This window comes from Actinomycetes bacterium, from assembly GCA_036000965.1.
Lineage (GTDB): Bacteria > Actinomycetota > CALGFH01 > CALGFH01 > CALGFH01 > DASYUT01.
Map to the genome: position 1 here is coordinate 1 of DASYUT010000272.1, position 14,657 is coordinate 14,657.

A 14,657-nucleotide genomic window follows, 5' to 3' on the forward strand; every position below is an offset into this window, starting at 1 on the left:
AACAGCTGGGGCTGCTCCCAGGCGGCGAAGTGGCCGCCTCGGTCGAGCCGGTTGTAGTGGATGAGGTTGTCCGGGTACGCGCGCTCGGCCCAGCTCCGCGGCGCCTGGTACAGCTCGTCGGGGAACACACTGATGGCGAACGGGATGGTGATGGCCTTGGCATCGAAGAAGTCGGCGGTGTTCTCCCAATAGAGGCGAGCCGCGGAGACCCCCGTGTTGATCAGCCAATAGAGCGTGATGTTGTCGAGGAGGTCATCGCGGGTAAGGTCGCTCTGGAGCGTCCCCTCAAGGACCTGGGTGACCAGGCCGGGCTGACCGGTCCCGTCACCGTGGTCGAGCATGAAGGCCGCGAGATCGACCGGCGAGTCGGCCAGGCCGTACAGCGTCTGGGGACGCGTCGCCATGATGTTCGCGTAAGCCACGTGCTTGGCGTAGAAGGCGCGTAGCTGCTCGTAGGCGGTTCGCTCCTCCTCTGAGAGACCGGACGGCGGCGGGTCGCCGGTCTCAAAGCCCCTGACGACCTCTGGGGGGGCGGTGCCGGGCATGTTGGAGTGGATGCCGAGCAGCCCCGGAGCCGCCTGCGCGCCCATGGCCTGGGTCACGGCCGCACCCCAGTCGCCGCCCTGGGCCACGAACCGGGTGTAGCCGAGGCGACCCATCAGCACGACCCAGGCGCGCGCGGTCCGCATCGGGTCCCAGCCGGTGGCGGTCGGCTTGGCCGAGAACCCGTGACCTGGCAGGGAGGGGATCACCACATGGAACGCGTCCGCCTCGCTGGCGCCGTGCGAGGTCGGATCGGTGAGGGGCCCGATGATCTTCAGCTGCTCGATGATCGAGCCGGGCCAGCCGTGGGTGACGATGAGCGGGAGGGCGTCCGCATGCTGGGAGCGGACGTGGAGGAAATGGATGTCGAGGCCGTCGATCTCGGTCGTGAACTGCGGCAGCGCGTTCAGCTTGGCCTCGCACCGGCGCCAGTCGTGCTCGGTCGCCCAGTAGCGGGCGAGTTCCTGCATGGTCGCCAGCGGCACGCCCTGGGAGTCATCGTCGACCGTCTCGCGCTCGGGCCAGCGGGTCGCATCGATGCGTCGGCGCAGCTCGGCCAGGTCCTCGTCGGGGAAACTGACCTGGAAAGGGCGGATGGTGGCGTCCTCGGCCGCTGCGCCTGGCTCGGCCGGACGTGGTCCGGCGGTGGTGCTCTCCGACATTGCCGTTCCCTCTCATCGGTGCAGGGACAAGGCGACGGACAGCCCGTCGATCGTCCTGAACCCTGCGGCTGCACTGTGGTGTCGACACGGTGCCGGCGGCCCGCCAAGTCTGGTTCGCGCCGGCCGGCGTTCGCATCCGCCAGTGGCCAGCGCGACTGGCCAGTCGTGCCCTGGCGGCGCTCCACCCGGCCGTGCGGGCGGCCCAGTCCCTACCGCCTCCGCAGGCCGGTGATGACCAGCTCCCAGTCGTGGAGGTCGATGTCCGGGGTCGGTCCCGCCGACAGGACCGGGAAGTCCTTGACCAGGTACTGGCCCGGCGGCAGCTCGACGGTGGGGCGTTCCCGCCGGCCCCGGAACCCGCGCGACACGGTGCTCATCGCTCACTCCTTCCGCTCCTGCTCCGTGCTCCCGTTGTCCCTGACCTAGCCGAAGGTGAAGGCGTAAGCCTGGACACCAGGGTCCAAGAAGGTGATCTCGAAGGTGCGGTCGCTGACCGGGCCCGGCTGGCGGACGAGCTGGTACAGCCGCGGGTCGGTCAGGGTGCCGTTGCCCTGCTCGTCGACGTCGGCGCCGTGCGCAGCTCCTGGCGGCTGCTCGTCGATGTGCACCCGGAACCGGACGGGACTGCCTGGCCCGGCTGGTGCCATGACCAGGTGCAGGTCGCGGGCGTGGAAGCGGTACCGGATCCGCCCTTCGGCCTGGTTGAGCACGATGGCCTGTCGGTTGACGGTCCAGTCACCCGAGAGGGCCCAATGGTTGAGTCCCAGCCGCGCCGGGGCGGCATAGCCGTGCGGGGTGTCCAGGATCGCGCCATTGGAGGAGGCGAAGTTCTCAGTACGCCCATAGCCGAGGTAGTTCTCCGGCGACCACAGGCTTTCCCAGTCGGCGGCGGCCTCCACCCCACCGGCATCGACCGACACCAGCTCGTGGCCGATGCGGCCGGTCCCGGCCTCGGTCAGCATTCGCTGAATGATCGCCTCTGACTGCTCGTAGTCGCCTTCGCCGAAGCGATGGTGGCGGATCCGCCCCTGGGCGTCGACGAAGTAGAGGGCCGGCCAGTATCGGTTATTGAACGCATCCCAGATGGCGTAGTCGTTGTCGATCGCGACCGGGTAGTCGACCCGCAGCTCCGTGACGGCTCGGCGGACGTTGTCGAGATCATGCTCGACGTCGAACTCGGGCGTGTGCACGCCGAGCACGACCAGCCCGTCGCCCTGGTATTTCTCGGCCCAGGCGCGGACGTAAGGAAGCTGGCGGAGCCAGTTGATGCAGGTATAGGTCCAGAAGTTGACCAGCACGACCCTGCCGCGAAGGTCCATCGCCGTGAGCGGCGGCGAGTTCAACCAGCCGCTGGCGCCGGCCAGCGACGGCAGCTGACCCTCGACCGGCAGGTCGACCGCGGGTCGGGTCGGGTCCATGGCTAGCCGGCCGTGGCGGCGGCTGGCCGGGCAACAGCCGCGGCTGCGGTCAAGATGACGTCCGCGACCGCTCCCGGCTGGGACACCATGATCACGTGCGAGCCCTCGACCTCGGTAATGGTGGCACCGGCGCGCTCGGCCATGGAACGGACCACGTCGGTGCCGGCCGCCTTGTCCCCGGTGGCGACCACGGCCCAGGCGGGCGAGGACTTCCAGGCGGGCGGGCCCGACGGCTCCGAGAACGCCAACTCCGCGACCGGGCGCTGGGTCGCGGCCATCACGGCGGTCTGGGCGGGTGGCAGGTCGGCGGCGAACGCATCGTGGAACTTGGTGGGATCGATCGCGAACTCAACCGCCGCCTCCGAGTCCTGACCGGTCGGATACTGCCGCGGGGCCAGCGCCGTCATCAGCACGCTGTCCTTGGAGCCGCTCTCTACGTCACCCAGCCGCTCGCCTTCGTCGGGGGCGAAGGCGGCGACGAAGACCAGCCCGACGACGCTAGCGGTGTCGGTCGCGGCATTCGAGATCACCGCTCCTCCGTAGGAGTGGCCCACGGCAAGGACGGGCCCGGGAATCTGGTTGAGGAAGCTGGCGACGTAGGCCGAGTCATGCGCGATACCGCGCAGCGGGTTCGCGGGCGCCGTCACCTGGATCCCGGCCGCCTGCAGGCGCTCGATGACGCCGCTCCAGCTGGAGGCATCGGCAAAGGCGCCATGGACGAGTACGACAGTGAGCGGGGCATCGTCGGTGGTTGCCTGTGACATGACAGCTCCTTCGCTAGGAGGCGTCGACCTCGATGACGGCGTTGGCGAACGCCTCCGGGGCTTCCTGGGGAAGGTTGTGCCCGACGCCGCCCCCGATGGTCCGGTGCGAATAGGTGCCTGAGAACTTCTCGGTATAGGAGCTCGGGTCCGGATGGGGGGCGCCATTGGCGTCGCCTTCCAGGGTGATGGTCGGCACGCCGATCACCGGACCTCGGGCGAGCCGCTGCTCCAGCTCCTCGTAGTCCGCCTCGCCGTCGGCCAGGCCCAGCCGCCAGCGGTAGTTGTGGATCACGATCTGCACGTGATCGGGGTTGTCAAAGGCGGCGCCGCTGCGATCGAAGGTAACGTCGTCGAAGCTCCACTTGGGCGAGGCGGTCCGCCAGATCAGCTTGGCGAAGTCGCGCCGGTTGCGGTCGTACCCGACCCGCCCGCGTTCGGTCGCGAAGTAGTACTGGTACCACCATTGCAGCTCAGCCGCTGGCGGCAACGGAATCTTGCCGGCCTCCTGGCTCCCGATCAGATACCCGCTCACCGAGACGAGCCCCGTGCAGCGTTCCGGCCAGAGCGCCGCGACGATGTCGGCCGTCCGGGCTCCCCAATCGAAGCCGGCAAGGACCGCCCGCTCGATCTCGAGGGCATCCAGCAACGCGACCACGTCAAGGGCGAGCACGGCTTGCTCCCCGTTGCGCATCGTCGCATCCGACAGGAAGCGGGTCGTGCCAAAGCCACGCAGGTAGGGGACGACCACTCGATAGCCGGCCGCCGCCAACAGCGGAGCGACGTCGACGTAGCTGTGAATGTCGTATGGCCAGCCGTGCAGCAGCACGGCCACCCGACCATCGGCCGGGCCGATGTCGGCGTAGCCAACCCTCAGCAGGCCAGCATCGACCTGGCTCACGGGGCCAAAGGCGGGGTGATGGTTCGTGGCTTCGACCATTCGGGTCTCCGCGTGAAGTGGAGGCGGACGGCACGCACAAGCTGCGCGCCGCCCCCCACCGTGCCGACTACCGGAGTGATCTGAACGACGCTCGGACCTCCTCGGAGAACAGCTCGGGTTCTTCCCAGGCGGCGAAGTGGCCGCCCTTGGTGGCCTCGCTGAAGTAGCTGAGGTTGGGGTAGGCCTGCTCGACCCAGCTGCGCGGGGCGGCGAAGATCTCGTCGGGGAAGGTGGTGAAGCCGACCGGCACCGGGACCGGCGGAGGCGCCTGGCCGGCGGCGAGGGCTTGGGCTCGTCCGCTCTCCCAGTACGCCCGGGCCGCCGAGGCCCCGGTGCCGGTCAGCCAGTACAGGGTGATGTTGTCGAGGATCCGGTCAGGGGTGAGATGGCCCGCGGGCTGCCCGTCGAGCACGGCGCGGGTGATCTTGTGGTAGCTGTCGGTGTCGTGGTCCAGCATCCAGGCGGCCAGGGCGACGGGGGAGTCCAGCAGGGCGTAGCCGATCGTCTGGGGGCGGGTGGCCTGTTCCAGGAAGTAGCCAAAGCCGGTCGCACGGAAGCTGGCGAGCGCGTCGGCCGCGGCGCGTTCCTGCTCGGATTCTGTCGGCTGGGGGCTACCCAGGGCGGTCACGAGCAAGTTGGTGTGGATGCCGACCAACCCCTGGGGCGCCTGGCGGCCCATCGCGTCGGTGACGACGGCGCCCACATCCCCGCCCTGGGCGACATAGCGGCTGTAGCCGAGGCGCCCCATCAGCTCGGCCCAGGCGCGCGCGGTGCGGCCGGGGTCCCAGCCGACCTCGGTCGGCTCGCCAGAGAAGCCGTAGCCGGGCAGGGACGGCAGCACCAGCGTGAAGGCGTCCTCGGCCCGGCCACCGTGCGCGGTGGGGTCGGTGAGGGGGCCGACGACCTCCAGCAGCTCGATGACCGAGCCGGGCCAGCCGTGGGTCATGATCAGCGGCAACGCGTCCGCGTGGGGTGACTTCACGTGGAGGAAGTGGATGTCGACCCCGTCGATCTCGGTCGTGAACTGCGGCAGCGCGTTCAGCCTGGCCTGGATTCTCCGCAAGTCGTAGTCGGTCGCCCAGTAGCGGGTGAGCGCCTGCAGCGTGGCCAGCTGCACGCCCTGCGAGCGATCTGTGACGAGCTCCCGGGAGGGCCAGCGCGTTGCTGCGATGCGCCGCCGAAGGTCGTCCAGTGCCTGGTCCGGAACCTCCACGCGGAAGGGGCGGACGGTAGTGTCCTGGGTTGCTGGGCCTGGCTCGGCGGGCCGGGGGCGGGTCTCGGTCATGGGCCGCTTCCTCGTCATCGCTGCGGGGACAACCGATGGGCACCCGTCGATCGTCCGGAACCCTGCGGCTGTTCTGCTGTGTCGACACGGTGCCGGCGGCCCGCCAAGTCTCGTTGGCGCCGGCCGGCGTTCGCATCCGCCGGTGGCCAGCGCAACTGGCCAGTCAGGGCCTGCCACGCGCCGACGGCGGAGCTACAGCTGGAGCGGCCGGGTGGTGGCCGGGTCGCTGGCCAGGACGCGGTCGAGCTGGCTTCGGGAGGTGATGGCCAGCTTGGCGAAGACCTTGCCCAGGTGGTACTGGACCGTTCGGGCGCTGATGGACAACCGGGCGCCGATCTCCGGGTTCGACAGCCCCGCGCAGGCGAGCCGCGCTATCACGGCCTCCTGGGCGGTGAGCGCACCGCGGGTCGCGACGGTGCGCTTGCGGGCGGTCTCGCCGGTGGCCTGCAGCTCGCGGCTGGCCCGCTCGGCGAACGCCTCGACGCCCATCGCCTCCAGCTGGGCGTGGGCGATGCGCAGCTGCGCCCGGGCGTCGAGGCGGCGGCCCCGGCGGCGCAGCCACTCCCCGTAGAGCAGATGCGCGCGGGCGAGCTGCGCGCGGACGGAGGTCCGGCCGAGCCGGTCGATGGACTCGCGGTAGCAGCGCTCGGCGGCCTCGCCCTCGCTGAGCAGGGCACGGACGCGCGCCTCGATGCCCAGCGCCCACTCCGACGGTGCCGCCCGCGTGCGTTCCGACAGCCACTGGAGCGCGGCCCTGACCAGCGCGACCTCACCGGTCCCGGCCGCCGCCTCGGCCAGCTCGGGCACGACCAAGGGCCCAAGTCCGAGCTGGTCGCGCTCGAACGCTCGCCAGGCGGCGTCGCGGGCCGCGTCGTGGCGACCCAGGCCGTTGTAGAGCACCGAGCTCGCATAGTTCGCCGTGTTGACCAGCCGGCCCATACCCAACGCGGTCGCCTCCCGCGAGGTGGCCTCGATCAGCTCCGACGCCGCTGGCTCCCGGCCCCGCCAGGCCTCGAGCATCATCGCGGCATACCGAGCCGGCGGGTTCCCAGTCACCTCGGCGATCAGGCGATCCTCCTTGAGCAGCCGTGCCGCCGTGGCCAACTCCCCAGCAAGCAGGTGGGTCGTGGCGAGGGAGTTGAGCGCGTACTGCAGGTACACGGGCGCGCCGGTGTCGCGGGCGAATCGAACCTGGCGAGCGGCCAGGGCATGCGAGGACTCGGCGTCCCACAGCTCGAGAGCGGCGGTGGCGCTGGCTCTTCCAGTGGCGAGCCAGCGCCAGCGGTCGACCTCGTCGTCGGCGACGTCCAGCGCGAGACCCAGCTCGACCGCTCGACTCAGGGTCGCCGCGGACGCCGCAAAGCCCTCGGTCAACCGCAGCGCGAACGCATCCAGCAGGAGGTCCACCGCAAGCGGCGGGTCGGGAGCGGGAGGCGCGGCGCGGGCGGCCTCGGCGGCCGCCCGGAGGACGCCCAGGCTGCCCAGATCGTCGGCCCAGATCGCGGCCCCGAGCGCCTCCAGGTACATCTCGCGCGGCAGGGAAGCATTCAGGGACTCCAGATGCCTGGCCGCGCTGAGGAGCTGCCGAGCACCCTCACCGGCGCCTCGCTGCACAAAGGTGATCAGCCCGCGCAGGTGCTCCACCTCAGCCGTCCGCAGGGGGTCAGGCGCGCTGGCCTCGACGGCGACCAGCAGCCCAAGTGCGGCGTCCAGGGCGCCGGCGGCGCGCTTGGCCCGCGCGGCCGCGAGCAGGCGCCGAGCACGCCGACCGTGCTCGGGAGTGAGCAGGGCCGCGCGCTCCAGGAACGCCGCCGCCGCGGCCAGGCCCCCACGCGCTGGGCGCGGCCGGCCGAGCGCTCCAGCTCCTCAGCGACCTTCTCGTCGGGCCCGGGCGCGGCCTGGGCCCAGTGCCAGGCACGGCGATCAGGATCAAGCGCCGGATCGGTCACGTCCGCAAGGGCGCGGTGGGCACCCTGCCGCTGCTGCAGCGATGCCGACCGGTAGGCCGCCGACCGCACCAGGGGATGCCGAAACAGCACGCGGGTGCCGACCTCGAGCAGGCCGGCCTCGGCTGCCGGCGTCGCCGCCTCCGTGGCGATGCCGAGCCGCTCGGCCGCCCGCCACACCAGCACCGGATCGCCGACCGGATCGGCCGCCGCCAGCTGCACGAGCACGCGGGTGTCGGCCGGCAGCGCGTCCAGCCGCTGCCGGAAGCTCGCCTCGATCCGCCCTGAGAGTGGGATTGCGTCGGGGAGCGCGAACCCACCCGCCAGCTCCGCCGGCGGCAGCCCGCGTGGCAGCTCCAGCAGTGCCAGCGGGTTGCCGCGGGCCTCGGCCATCATCCGGTCCCGGACCTGGGCGTCCAGCGGCCCAGTCAGCGCCGCCTCCAGCAGCGCCCGGGCATCGGCCTCCTGCAGCCCCTCGACCACCAGCTCCGGCAACCCCGCCAGCTCGTCGCCCGGGACGCGAGCTGCGAAGACCAGGCCGACCGACTCTGCGGCCAGGCGACGGGCCACGAACCCAAGGACCTGGGCGGAGGCCTGATCCAGCCACTGCTCATCGTCGACCAGGCAGACCAGCGGGTGCTCCTCGGCCGCGCCGGCCAGCAGGCCGAGGGTGGCCAGCCCGACCAGGAAGCGGTCCGGCGCCGACCCGGAACCGAGGCCGAATGCGGTCCGCAACGCGGCCCGCTGCGGAGCTGGCAGACGCTGGAGGCGGTCCAGCATCGGCGCGCACAACTGATGCACCCCGGCGAACGCAAGCTCTATCTCCGACTGGACCCCGGCGACGCGCACCACCCGGCAGCCCGAAGCGTGCTCGGCCAGGTACTCCAGCAGCGCCGTCTTGCCCACGCCCGGTTCGCCGCGCACCACCAGGGTGCGGCCCTCGCCTCCACGCACAGCGTCCAACAGCCGGTCCAGCACGCCGCATTCGCGGCGCCGGCCCCGCAACTCCGCGGCGCGCTCCCGCTCGCGGGACGGTCGGCGTCTGTCCGGGACCGCCACTACGCCGCCTCCACCACGCCGCGGCATGGCCCGCCGCTCGGCGCCAGCTGCTCGGCCATCACGATCGAGCCTCGATGGACAACCAAAGTAGCCTGAACCCAACAAACCAGGCGGTCAAGCAAACTCTTGGTGAACCCACCCCTTCGTCTGGCGGCGCGACGAGGCCGGCGGCTAGCGCGGCCGGGCGGTGGCCGGGTCGCCGGGCAGGGCCCGGTCCAGCTGAGCGCGGGAGCTGATATCGAGCTTGGTGAACACCTTGCCTAGGTGGTACTTGACCGTGCGGGCGCTGATGAACAACCGGACACCAATCTCCGGGTTCGACAGCCCCTCGCGGGCCAGCCGCGCGATCAGGGCCTCCTGGGCCGTCAGCGCGTCGTGCGTCTCGACGGTGCGCTTGCGGGCGGTTTCGCCTGTGGCCAGCAGTTCAGTGCGGGCACGCTCGGCGAAGGCTTCCATGCCAATGCTGGCGAACAGGTCGTGGGCCGTGCGCAGCTGCTCGCGCGCGTCGACGCGTCGGCCCTGGCGCCGCAGCCACTCGCCGTAGAGCAGCTGCGCCCGAGCCAGCTCGGGACGCAGCTGAGTGCGGCGCAACCGATCGATCGCTTCGCGATACAGGTCGGCGGCGGCGGCGCCGTCGCTCAGCAGCGCCCGGGAGCGCGCTTCGATGCCGAGGGCGAGATCGTTGCCGCAGGGCTGGGTCGTCTCCGCGAGCCGCTCGAGGGCCTCGCGGGCGAGCTCGGCATCTCCTCCGCGTGCGGCCGCCTCGACGAGCTCGGGCAGCACCCGTACGGATACAAAGACCTCGAAGGGGCTCGAGGTAGCTTGTCTGGCGGACTCCGCGGCCTCCTGGTAGCGGGCGAGGCCGTTGTAGAGGACCGCGGCCGCCCAATGCGCGTAGAGCGCGATCGTGTGCCCACCCGCCGCGGCGTCCTCGATCGCGCTCGCGATCAATGCTGAGGTCTCGGCTTCCCTTCCTTGCAGCGACCGGAGCCTCAGCGCGGCACCCGGCCCCAAGCGGCTCCCGGTTGCCGCCACCACGCTGTCGATCTCCGCGACCAGCGAGGCGGCACCCGCCAAGTCGCCGATCCACGCCCTTGCGAGGGCCACGGCGGACAGGTGGATGGGCAGCTGCGCGAGCGCGCCGGCATCGCGGACCAGCTGGAGCACTCTCGCGGCGGTCGCCAGCATGTCCTCGTTGTCCCACACGGCGTCGCTGGCCGCCGTGGCCATCCACCCCCAGCGAAGGACGTCCTCCACCGAGATCTCAAGAAGCGCTTTCGCTGCTTGCTGCAACCTCGGAGTCCCAGCGGTGCGTCCCTCGAGGGTTAGCAGGGCAAGCCCGTCGAGTAGCAGGTCGAGGGGACGGGGAGGTCCGGGCGGTGGAGGGAGGGCCCGGATGGCGCGAGAGATCTCGCCGAGGAGGAGGCGTCCTCCTTCGAGGTCGCTGGCGACGACCGTCGCGCCCCAGGCGATCAGGTAGGTTTCGCGCGCCAGGTCGAGGTCGAAGGGTTCGAGGCGCCTCGCGGCCCGTAGCAACAATGGCGCAGCGTCGCTGCCGCTCAAGGCGAGAGCGACCTGGCCGCGCGCCAGGTCGGCCCGGGCGCGCTGGAGATCATCCAGTGCTCCGCCCTCCGCTGCGGCCACGAGCCCGAGCGCCGCGTCAAACGAACCCGCCTGGAGGCTCGCCTGGGCGGCGGCCAGCGCGCGCTCCGCACGCCGCGCCGGGTCTACGGTCAGCGCCACCGAACTCTGCAGGAACGCGGCCGCGGCAGCGACCCCGCCTCGAGCCTGCGCCCGGCCGGCCGAGCGCTCCAGCTCGGCAGCGACGTCCTCGTCGGGCCCCGGCGCGGCCTGGGCCCAGTGCCAGGCCCGACGGTCGGGATCGAGCTCCCGGTCGGTGGCCTCGGCCAGGGCGCGATGCAGCTCTTGGCGCTCCTGGAGCGACGCCGACCGGTAGGCCGCCGAGCGCATCAGGGGATGCCGGAACCGCACCCGGGCGCCGAATTCCACCAGGCCGGCCTCGGCCGCCGGAGCCGCGGCCTGGGTGGTGATGCCGATCCGCTCGGCCGCCCGCCACACCAGCACCGGATCGCCGACCGGATCGGCCGCCGCCAGCTGCAGCAGGCGCCGGCTATCCTCCGGAAGCAGCTCAAGCCGCCGCCGGAAGCTCTCCTCGATCCGCCCCGACAGCGGCATCGCGTCGGGAAGGGCGAACCCACCCGCCAGCTCGGCCGGGGTCACCCCCCGGGGCAGCTCCACCAGCGCCAGCGGGTTGCCCCCGGCCTCGGCCACGATCCGGTCGTGGACCCGCGGGTCCAGCGGCCCGGTGAGCACCGAGCCCAGCAGGGCACGCGCATCGGCCTCCCGAAGGCCCTCGACCACCAGCTCCGGCAACCCCGCCAGCTCGTCGCCCAGAACCCGGGCCGCGAACACCAGGCCGACCGACTCTGCAGCCAGCCGGCGGGCAACGAACCCAATGACCTGGGCCGAGGCCTGATCCAGCCATTGCGCGTCGTCGACCAGGCAGACTAGTGGGTGCTCCTCGGCCACCTCGGCCAGCAGGCTAAGGGCGGCCAGCCCGACCAGGAACCGATCGGGCGCAGACCCCGGGCTAAGGCCGAACGCCGTCCGCAACGCGTTGGCCTGTGGAGCCGGGAGCCGTTCCAGGCGGTCCAGCATCGGCGTCAGCAGCTGGTGCAGCCCGGCGTAGACCAGCTCCATCTCCGACTCGACCCCGGCCGCATACGCCACCCGGCAGCCCGACGCCTGCTCGACCAGATAGTCCAACAGGGCCGTCTTGCCCACCCCGGGCTCCCCGCGCACCACCAGAACCCTGCTCTCACCGGCGCGGACCGAGTCGAGGAGCTGGTCCAGCAGGTCACATTCGCGGCGTCGACCCCGCAACCGCCCAGCGTGTTCCCGCTGGCGGGCGGGTCGGCGTCGGCCCGGCACCGACACTACGCCGCCCCCACGACGCCGTGGTGCAACCCGAGATGCAGCGCCAGCTGCTCGGCCATCTCGATCAAGGCCTCGATGAGCGGTCTACGAGGAAGCAGCCGTACGGCACGCCAACCTCCAAACAACACAAGCGCAACAGGCCCACTGTAGACGGTCCACGGCTCCGACAGGACCCCCCGATCCGAAGGCAGACCACAGGGCGCCATCGAGGGCGCCACCCAGAACCGCCGCCGTCGCACGCAGGAACTGTTCCTTTGCCGCCCCTCACGCCGGCCTTGGGACCGGCCTACTGCCTCGTAGGGGTGTCATCGCTGGCGACGGGCGAGGAGCCGACGGGCCGAGGCTTCATCGGAGGGGGCAACCAGCACGCGAACCCCCTCGACCTGCATTTGTGGGTACTGTCCTCCGGCATCATCTGCCGACACCGCTGCGCTCACGCCGTGACTGCGCAGCATGCCGGCGATCAGCTCCGCCTCGGTACGGCTGGCAACGACTGCCACCGACACCGTCGCGCCGTCCACGATCGCAACTCCTCTCCTCCTGGTCCTGCCGTTCGGCCGCTCCTGGCAGCATGGTCGCACGTTGGCCGGCCCGTGGCGCTCGTGGAAGACCTCGGCCGGGACCGGTCGGCGGTTCCTGCGCTGCTTCGCTAGGCAGGAGTCGGTCTGGCTGATTCATGGCCCGTCGATGGGCCCCCTCGGCCCGGAGGCCGTCCGGTAGCAAGCCCAGGTGTCGCCGCCAGGCGGCGGCGCCGGCCGCGCGGGCCGCCGGCAGGATTCGGCGGTTGGCCCGATTCAGGAACGCCGGTCCTCAAGGGTGAGGTCGGGGCAGAGGTGCCCGCTCTGCTGGGGCGCGGTGGACCAGTTGGGCGACAACTCGAACAGGCGGGTCTTGGCCGCCTACCGCTCGGCGATCTTCTACCTCGATGAGGAACAGCGCCGGGTCGCCGAGGACACCATCGCCGACGTCGAGGCGTCCGGGCTCTGGCCGGGCAAGGTCGTCACCGAGGTCACCCCAGCCGGTCCGTTCTGGGAGGCCGAGCCGGAGCACCAGGACTACCTGGAGCGCTACCCGTACGGCTACACCTGCCACTTCCCGCGCCCGGACTGGGTGCTGCCCCACCGCAGCGCGGCGGCTCGCTAGCTGTAAGGCTCGGGGAGGTTGGTGCAGCGGGTGATCGGTGGGCGACCGCCGAGTGCGGTGTGGGGCCGATGGTGGTTATACCAGTGCAGCCAGGGCGCGAACGCGGCCCGGCGGGCGGCTTCGCTGGCATACAGCCGCCGATACGCCCAACCCTCGACCAGGGTGCGGTGGAACCGCTCGACCTTGCCATTGGTCTGCGGCCGATACGGCCGGGTCCGCCTGGCAGTGACGGCCAGCTGCTGGCAGGACTGATGCCAGAGATGGCTACGGTAGCAGCCGCCGTTATCGGTCAGGACCCGCTGGATGACCACCCCGCGGTCGGCGAACCAGGCGTGGGCTCGAGCCAAGAACCCGGCCGCGGTCTCACGAGTCTCATCGGGGTGGATCTCGGCATAAGCCAGCCGGGAGTGATCATCGACCGCGGCGTGGATGAACCCATGACCGTCCAGCGGGTTGCGGTGGCGACTTGTCCGGCCGCTGGAGCGGTCGGCCTGGCTGTTACGGGCCCCAGCGGCGCGGCCCAGGAACCGGTGGCCACCACCGGCCGGGATGTTGCCCAGCTTCTTGACATCGAGGTGGACCAGGTCGCCGGGATGGTCGTGTTCGTAGCGGCGGACCGGCCGGCCGGTGGCCCGGTCCAGGTCCCGGAGGCGGCTGATGCGGCAGCGGACCAAGACGGCATGCACGGTGGAGGGAGCCAGGCCGACCTGGGCGGCGATCTGGGCCGGCCCAAGTCGTTGCTTCCAGCGTAGCTGCACGATCCGGCGCACCGCCGGCGCTGGGGTCCGGTGCGGGCTGTGGTGGGGGCGGCTGGACCGATCGGCCATCCCGGCCGGTCCCTGGTCGCGGTAGCGCTGAGCCCAGCGCTGCGCGGTTGGGCGGCTGACCTGGAACCGCTCGGCGGCCCGGGCCACCGGCCAGCCCTGGTCCACGATGGCGCGGGCCAGCCGCAACCGGCCGAGCTCGGTCAAAGGTGCGTTACGGTGACACACGAGGACCTCCTGGGTCGGCGTGGGTGCTTGGCAGCTCCACACCAGACCCGGAGGTCCTCGTTCAGATCAACTCCGCTCAGGCCAGCTAGCCCTGCACCAACCTCCCTGGGCAGTACAGCTAGCAGACGTCGTGGGTCGGGAAGGGCGGCGTCGGCGCTCTCCCGGCCCATGCGCAACCTGCCAGCAGATCGCCAGCAACGAGGCCTCACATCACCCCACGCTCCACCAGTTCGCCTCGAACGAATTCGCCCGTTGAGCAGGACCGATATGAGGCAACACGTGGGATATCGGTGGGCTGGGAGCGGCTGGCTCGTCAATGACATGTCGGAGCTCAGAGTCCGCTGAGGTGCAATACCGGGAGGCGGAGCCCAAGTATTAGCGCCCTGGGCAGTCGTGCCGCCGATACGCGTAGCCCTCGGAGCATTATTCAGAATGCCTTTTCGTAGATTCTGAACTTCTCTAATGCAACCACCGTCCGGACCACCACAGGCAATGCCGACAACGGCCCCCGATAGCCGGTCCCCAGCACCTTCCACTGCTTCAACAACGCAATTGCCCGTTCCACCGGCGCACGAGCGCTGGCATGCGCCCGGTTGTGGACCTGCTGCGTCTCGCGCAGCTTCCCGCCCCGCGGCTTCTTGAACGGCGTGTGGATCCCGCACCCCTGATAGCCCTTGTCACCAAGCGTCGGATGGCCCGCCAGCAGCCGCTCCAACCCGGTCTCCACAAACGCCGCGGCGTCATGGGTCGCACCCGGCAGCGGATCGCCGGCATGCACCAGCCTGCCCCAGTTGTCACTGACCACCTGAAGATTCACCCCCGCTTTGTGCCGCTTGCCGCTGTACAGCCCCTTGCCCTCCTGGCCAGTGCGGTTCCCGGTCGGCACCAGGGTCCCGTCCAGCAGCAGCCGCTCGCCGGGCTGGCAGTCGGCCAGCCCGGCCTGGTCGGGT

General features: G+C 71.2%; 9 protein-coding genes and 4 pseudogenes. 1 reads left to right on the forward strand and 12 read right to left on the reverse strand.

Features of this window, described 5'->3' with window-relative positions:
• The 10 genes and pseudogenes from VG276_24110 to VG276_24155 all read right to left on the reverse strand — a co-directional run.
• Positions 1–1,205 (reverse strand): epoxide hydrolase (locus VG276_24110; protein ID HEV8652387.1); only part of this gene is annotated, 1,205 nt, incomplete at its 3' end.
• Positions 1,206–1,444: 239 nt separating this feature from the next.
• Positions 1,445–1,582, reverse strand: a pseudogene (locus VG276_24115) (sulfite oxidase-like oxidoreductase).
• A 45-nt stretch (positions 1,583–1,627) separates the two neighbouring features.
• Positions 1,628–2,596 (reverse strand): annotated as a pseudogene (locus VG276_24120) (thioredoxin family protein).
• 29 nt (positions 2,597–2,625) lie between these two features.
• Positions 2,626–3,387 (reverse strand): alpha/beta hydrolase, encoded by a 762-nt coding sequence (locus tag VG276_24125; protein HEV8652388.1) that lies wholly within the window; start codon positions 3,385–3,387, stop codon positions 2,626–2,628.
• A gap of 13 nt (positions 3,388–3,400) precedes the next feature.
• Positions 3,401–4,303, reverse strand: a pseudogene (locus VG276_24130) (alpha/beta hydrolase).
• A gap of 88 nt (positions 4,304–4,391) precedes the next feature.
• Positions 4,392–5,609, reverse strand: coding sequence for an epoxide hydrolase (locus tag VG276_24135; GenBank protein HEV8652389.1), 1,218 nt, complete (start codon positions 5,607–5,609; stop codon positions 4,392–4,394).
• A 192-nt stretch (positions 5,610–5,801) separates the two neighbouring features.
• Positions 5,802–7,253, reverse strand: coding sequence for a LuxR C-terminal-related transcriptional regulator (locus tag VG276_24140; protein HEV8652390.1), 1,452 nt, complete (start codon positions 7,251–7,253; stop codon positions 5,802–5,804).
• Complete coding sequence (locus tag VG276_24145; GenBank protein HEV8652391.1) at positions 7,232–8,614, reverse strand: AAA family ATPase; 1,383 nt, start codon at positions 8,612–8,614, stop codon at positions 7,232–7,234. The genes VG276_24140 and VG276_24145 overlap by 22 nt, the downstream gene beginning before the upstream one ends.
• 171 nt (positions 8,615–8,785) lie before the next feature.
• Positions 8,786–11,572 (reverse strand): AAA family ATPase, encoded by a 2,787-nt coding sequence (locus VG276_24150; GenBank protein ID HEV8652392.1) that lies wholly within the window; start codon positions 11,570–11,572, stop codon positions 8,786–8,788.
• 305 nt (positions 11,573–11,877) lie between these two features.
• Positions 11,878–12,093, reverse strand: coding sequence for a DUF2007 domain-containing protein (locus tag VG276_24155; GenBank protein HEV8652393.1), 216 nt, complete (start codon positions 12,091–12,093; stop codon positions 11,878–11,880).
• Positions 12,094–12,469: 376 nt separating this feature from the next.
• Between VG276_24155 and VG276_24160 the strand changes: the two are divergent.
• Positions 12,470–12,715: pseudogene (locus tag VG276_24160) on the forward strand (peptide-methionine (S)-S-oxide reductase).
• Here the strand turns inward: VG276_24160 and VG276_24165 are convergent.
• Together VG276_24165 and VG276_24170 are read right to left on the reverse strand one after the other, a co-directional pair.
• The gene (locus VG276_24165) at positions 12,712–13,707 is read right to left on the reverse strand and encodes an IS481 family transposase (protein ID HEV8652394.1); all 996 of its coding nucleotides are present in this window, start codon (positions 13,705–13,707) and stop codon (positions 12,712–12,714) included. The pseudogene VG276_24160 and the gene VG276_24165 sit on opposite strands and share 4 nt — an antisense overlap.
• A 427-nt stretch (positions 13,708–14,134) precedes the next feature.
• The coding region (locus VG276_24170) for a transposase family protein (GenBank protein HEV8652395.1) at positions 14,135–14,657 on the reverse strand (523 nt) is incomplete at its 5' end.

Coding starts and splice junctions, on each gene's coding strand:
- VG276_24125 (HEV8652388.1), bottom strand. CDS start 3,387: ATGTCACAGGCAACCACCGACGATGCCCCGCTCACTGTCGTACTCGTC.
- VG276_24135 (HEV8652389.1), bottom strand. CDS start 5,609: ATGACCGAGACCCGCCCCCGGCCCGCCGAGCCAGGCCCAGCAACCCAG.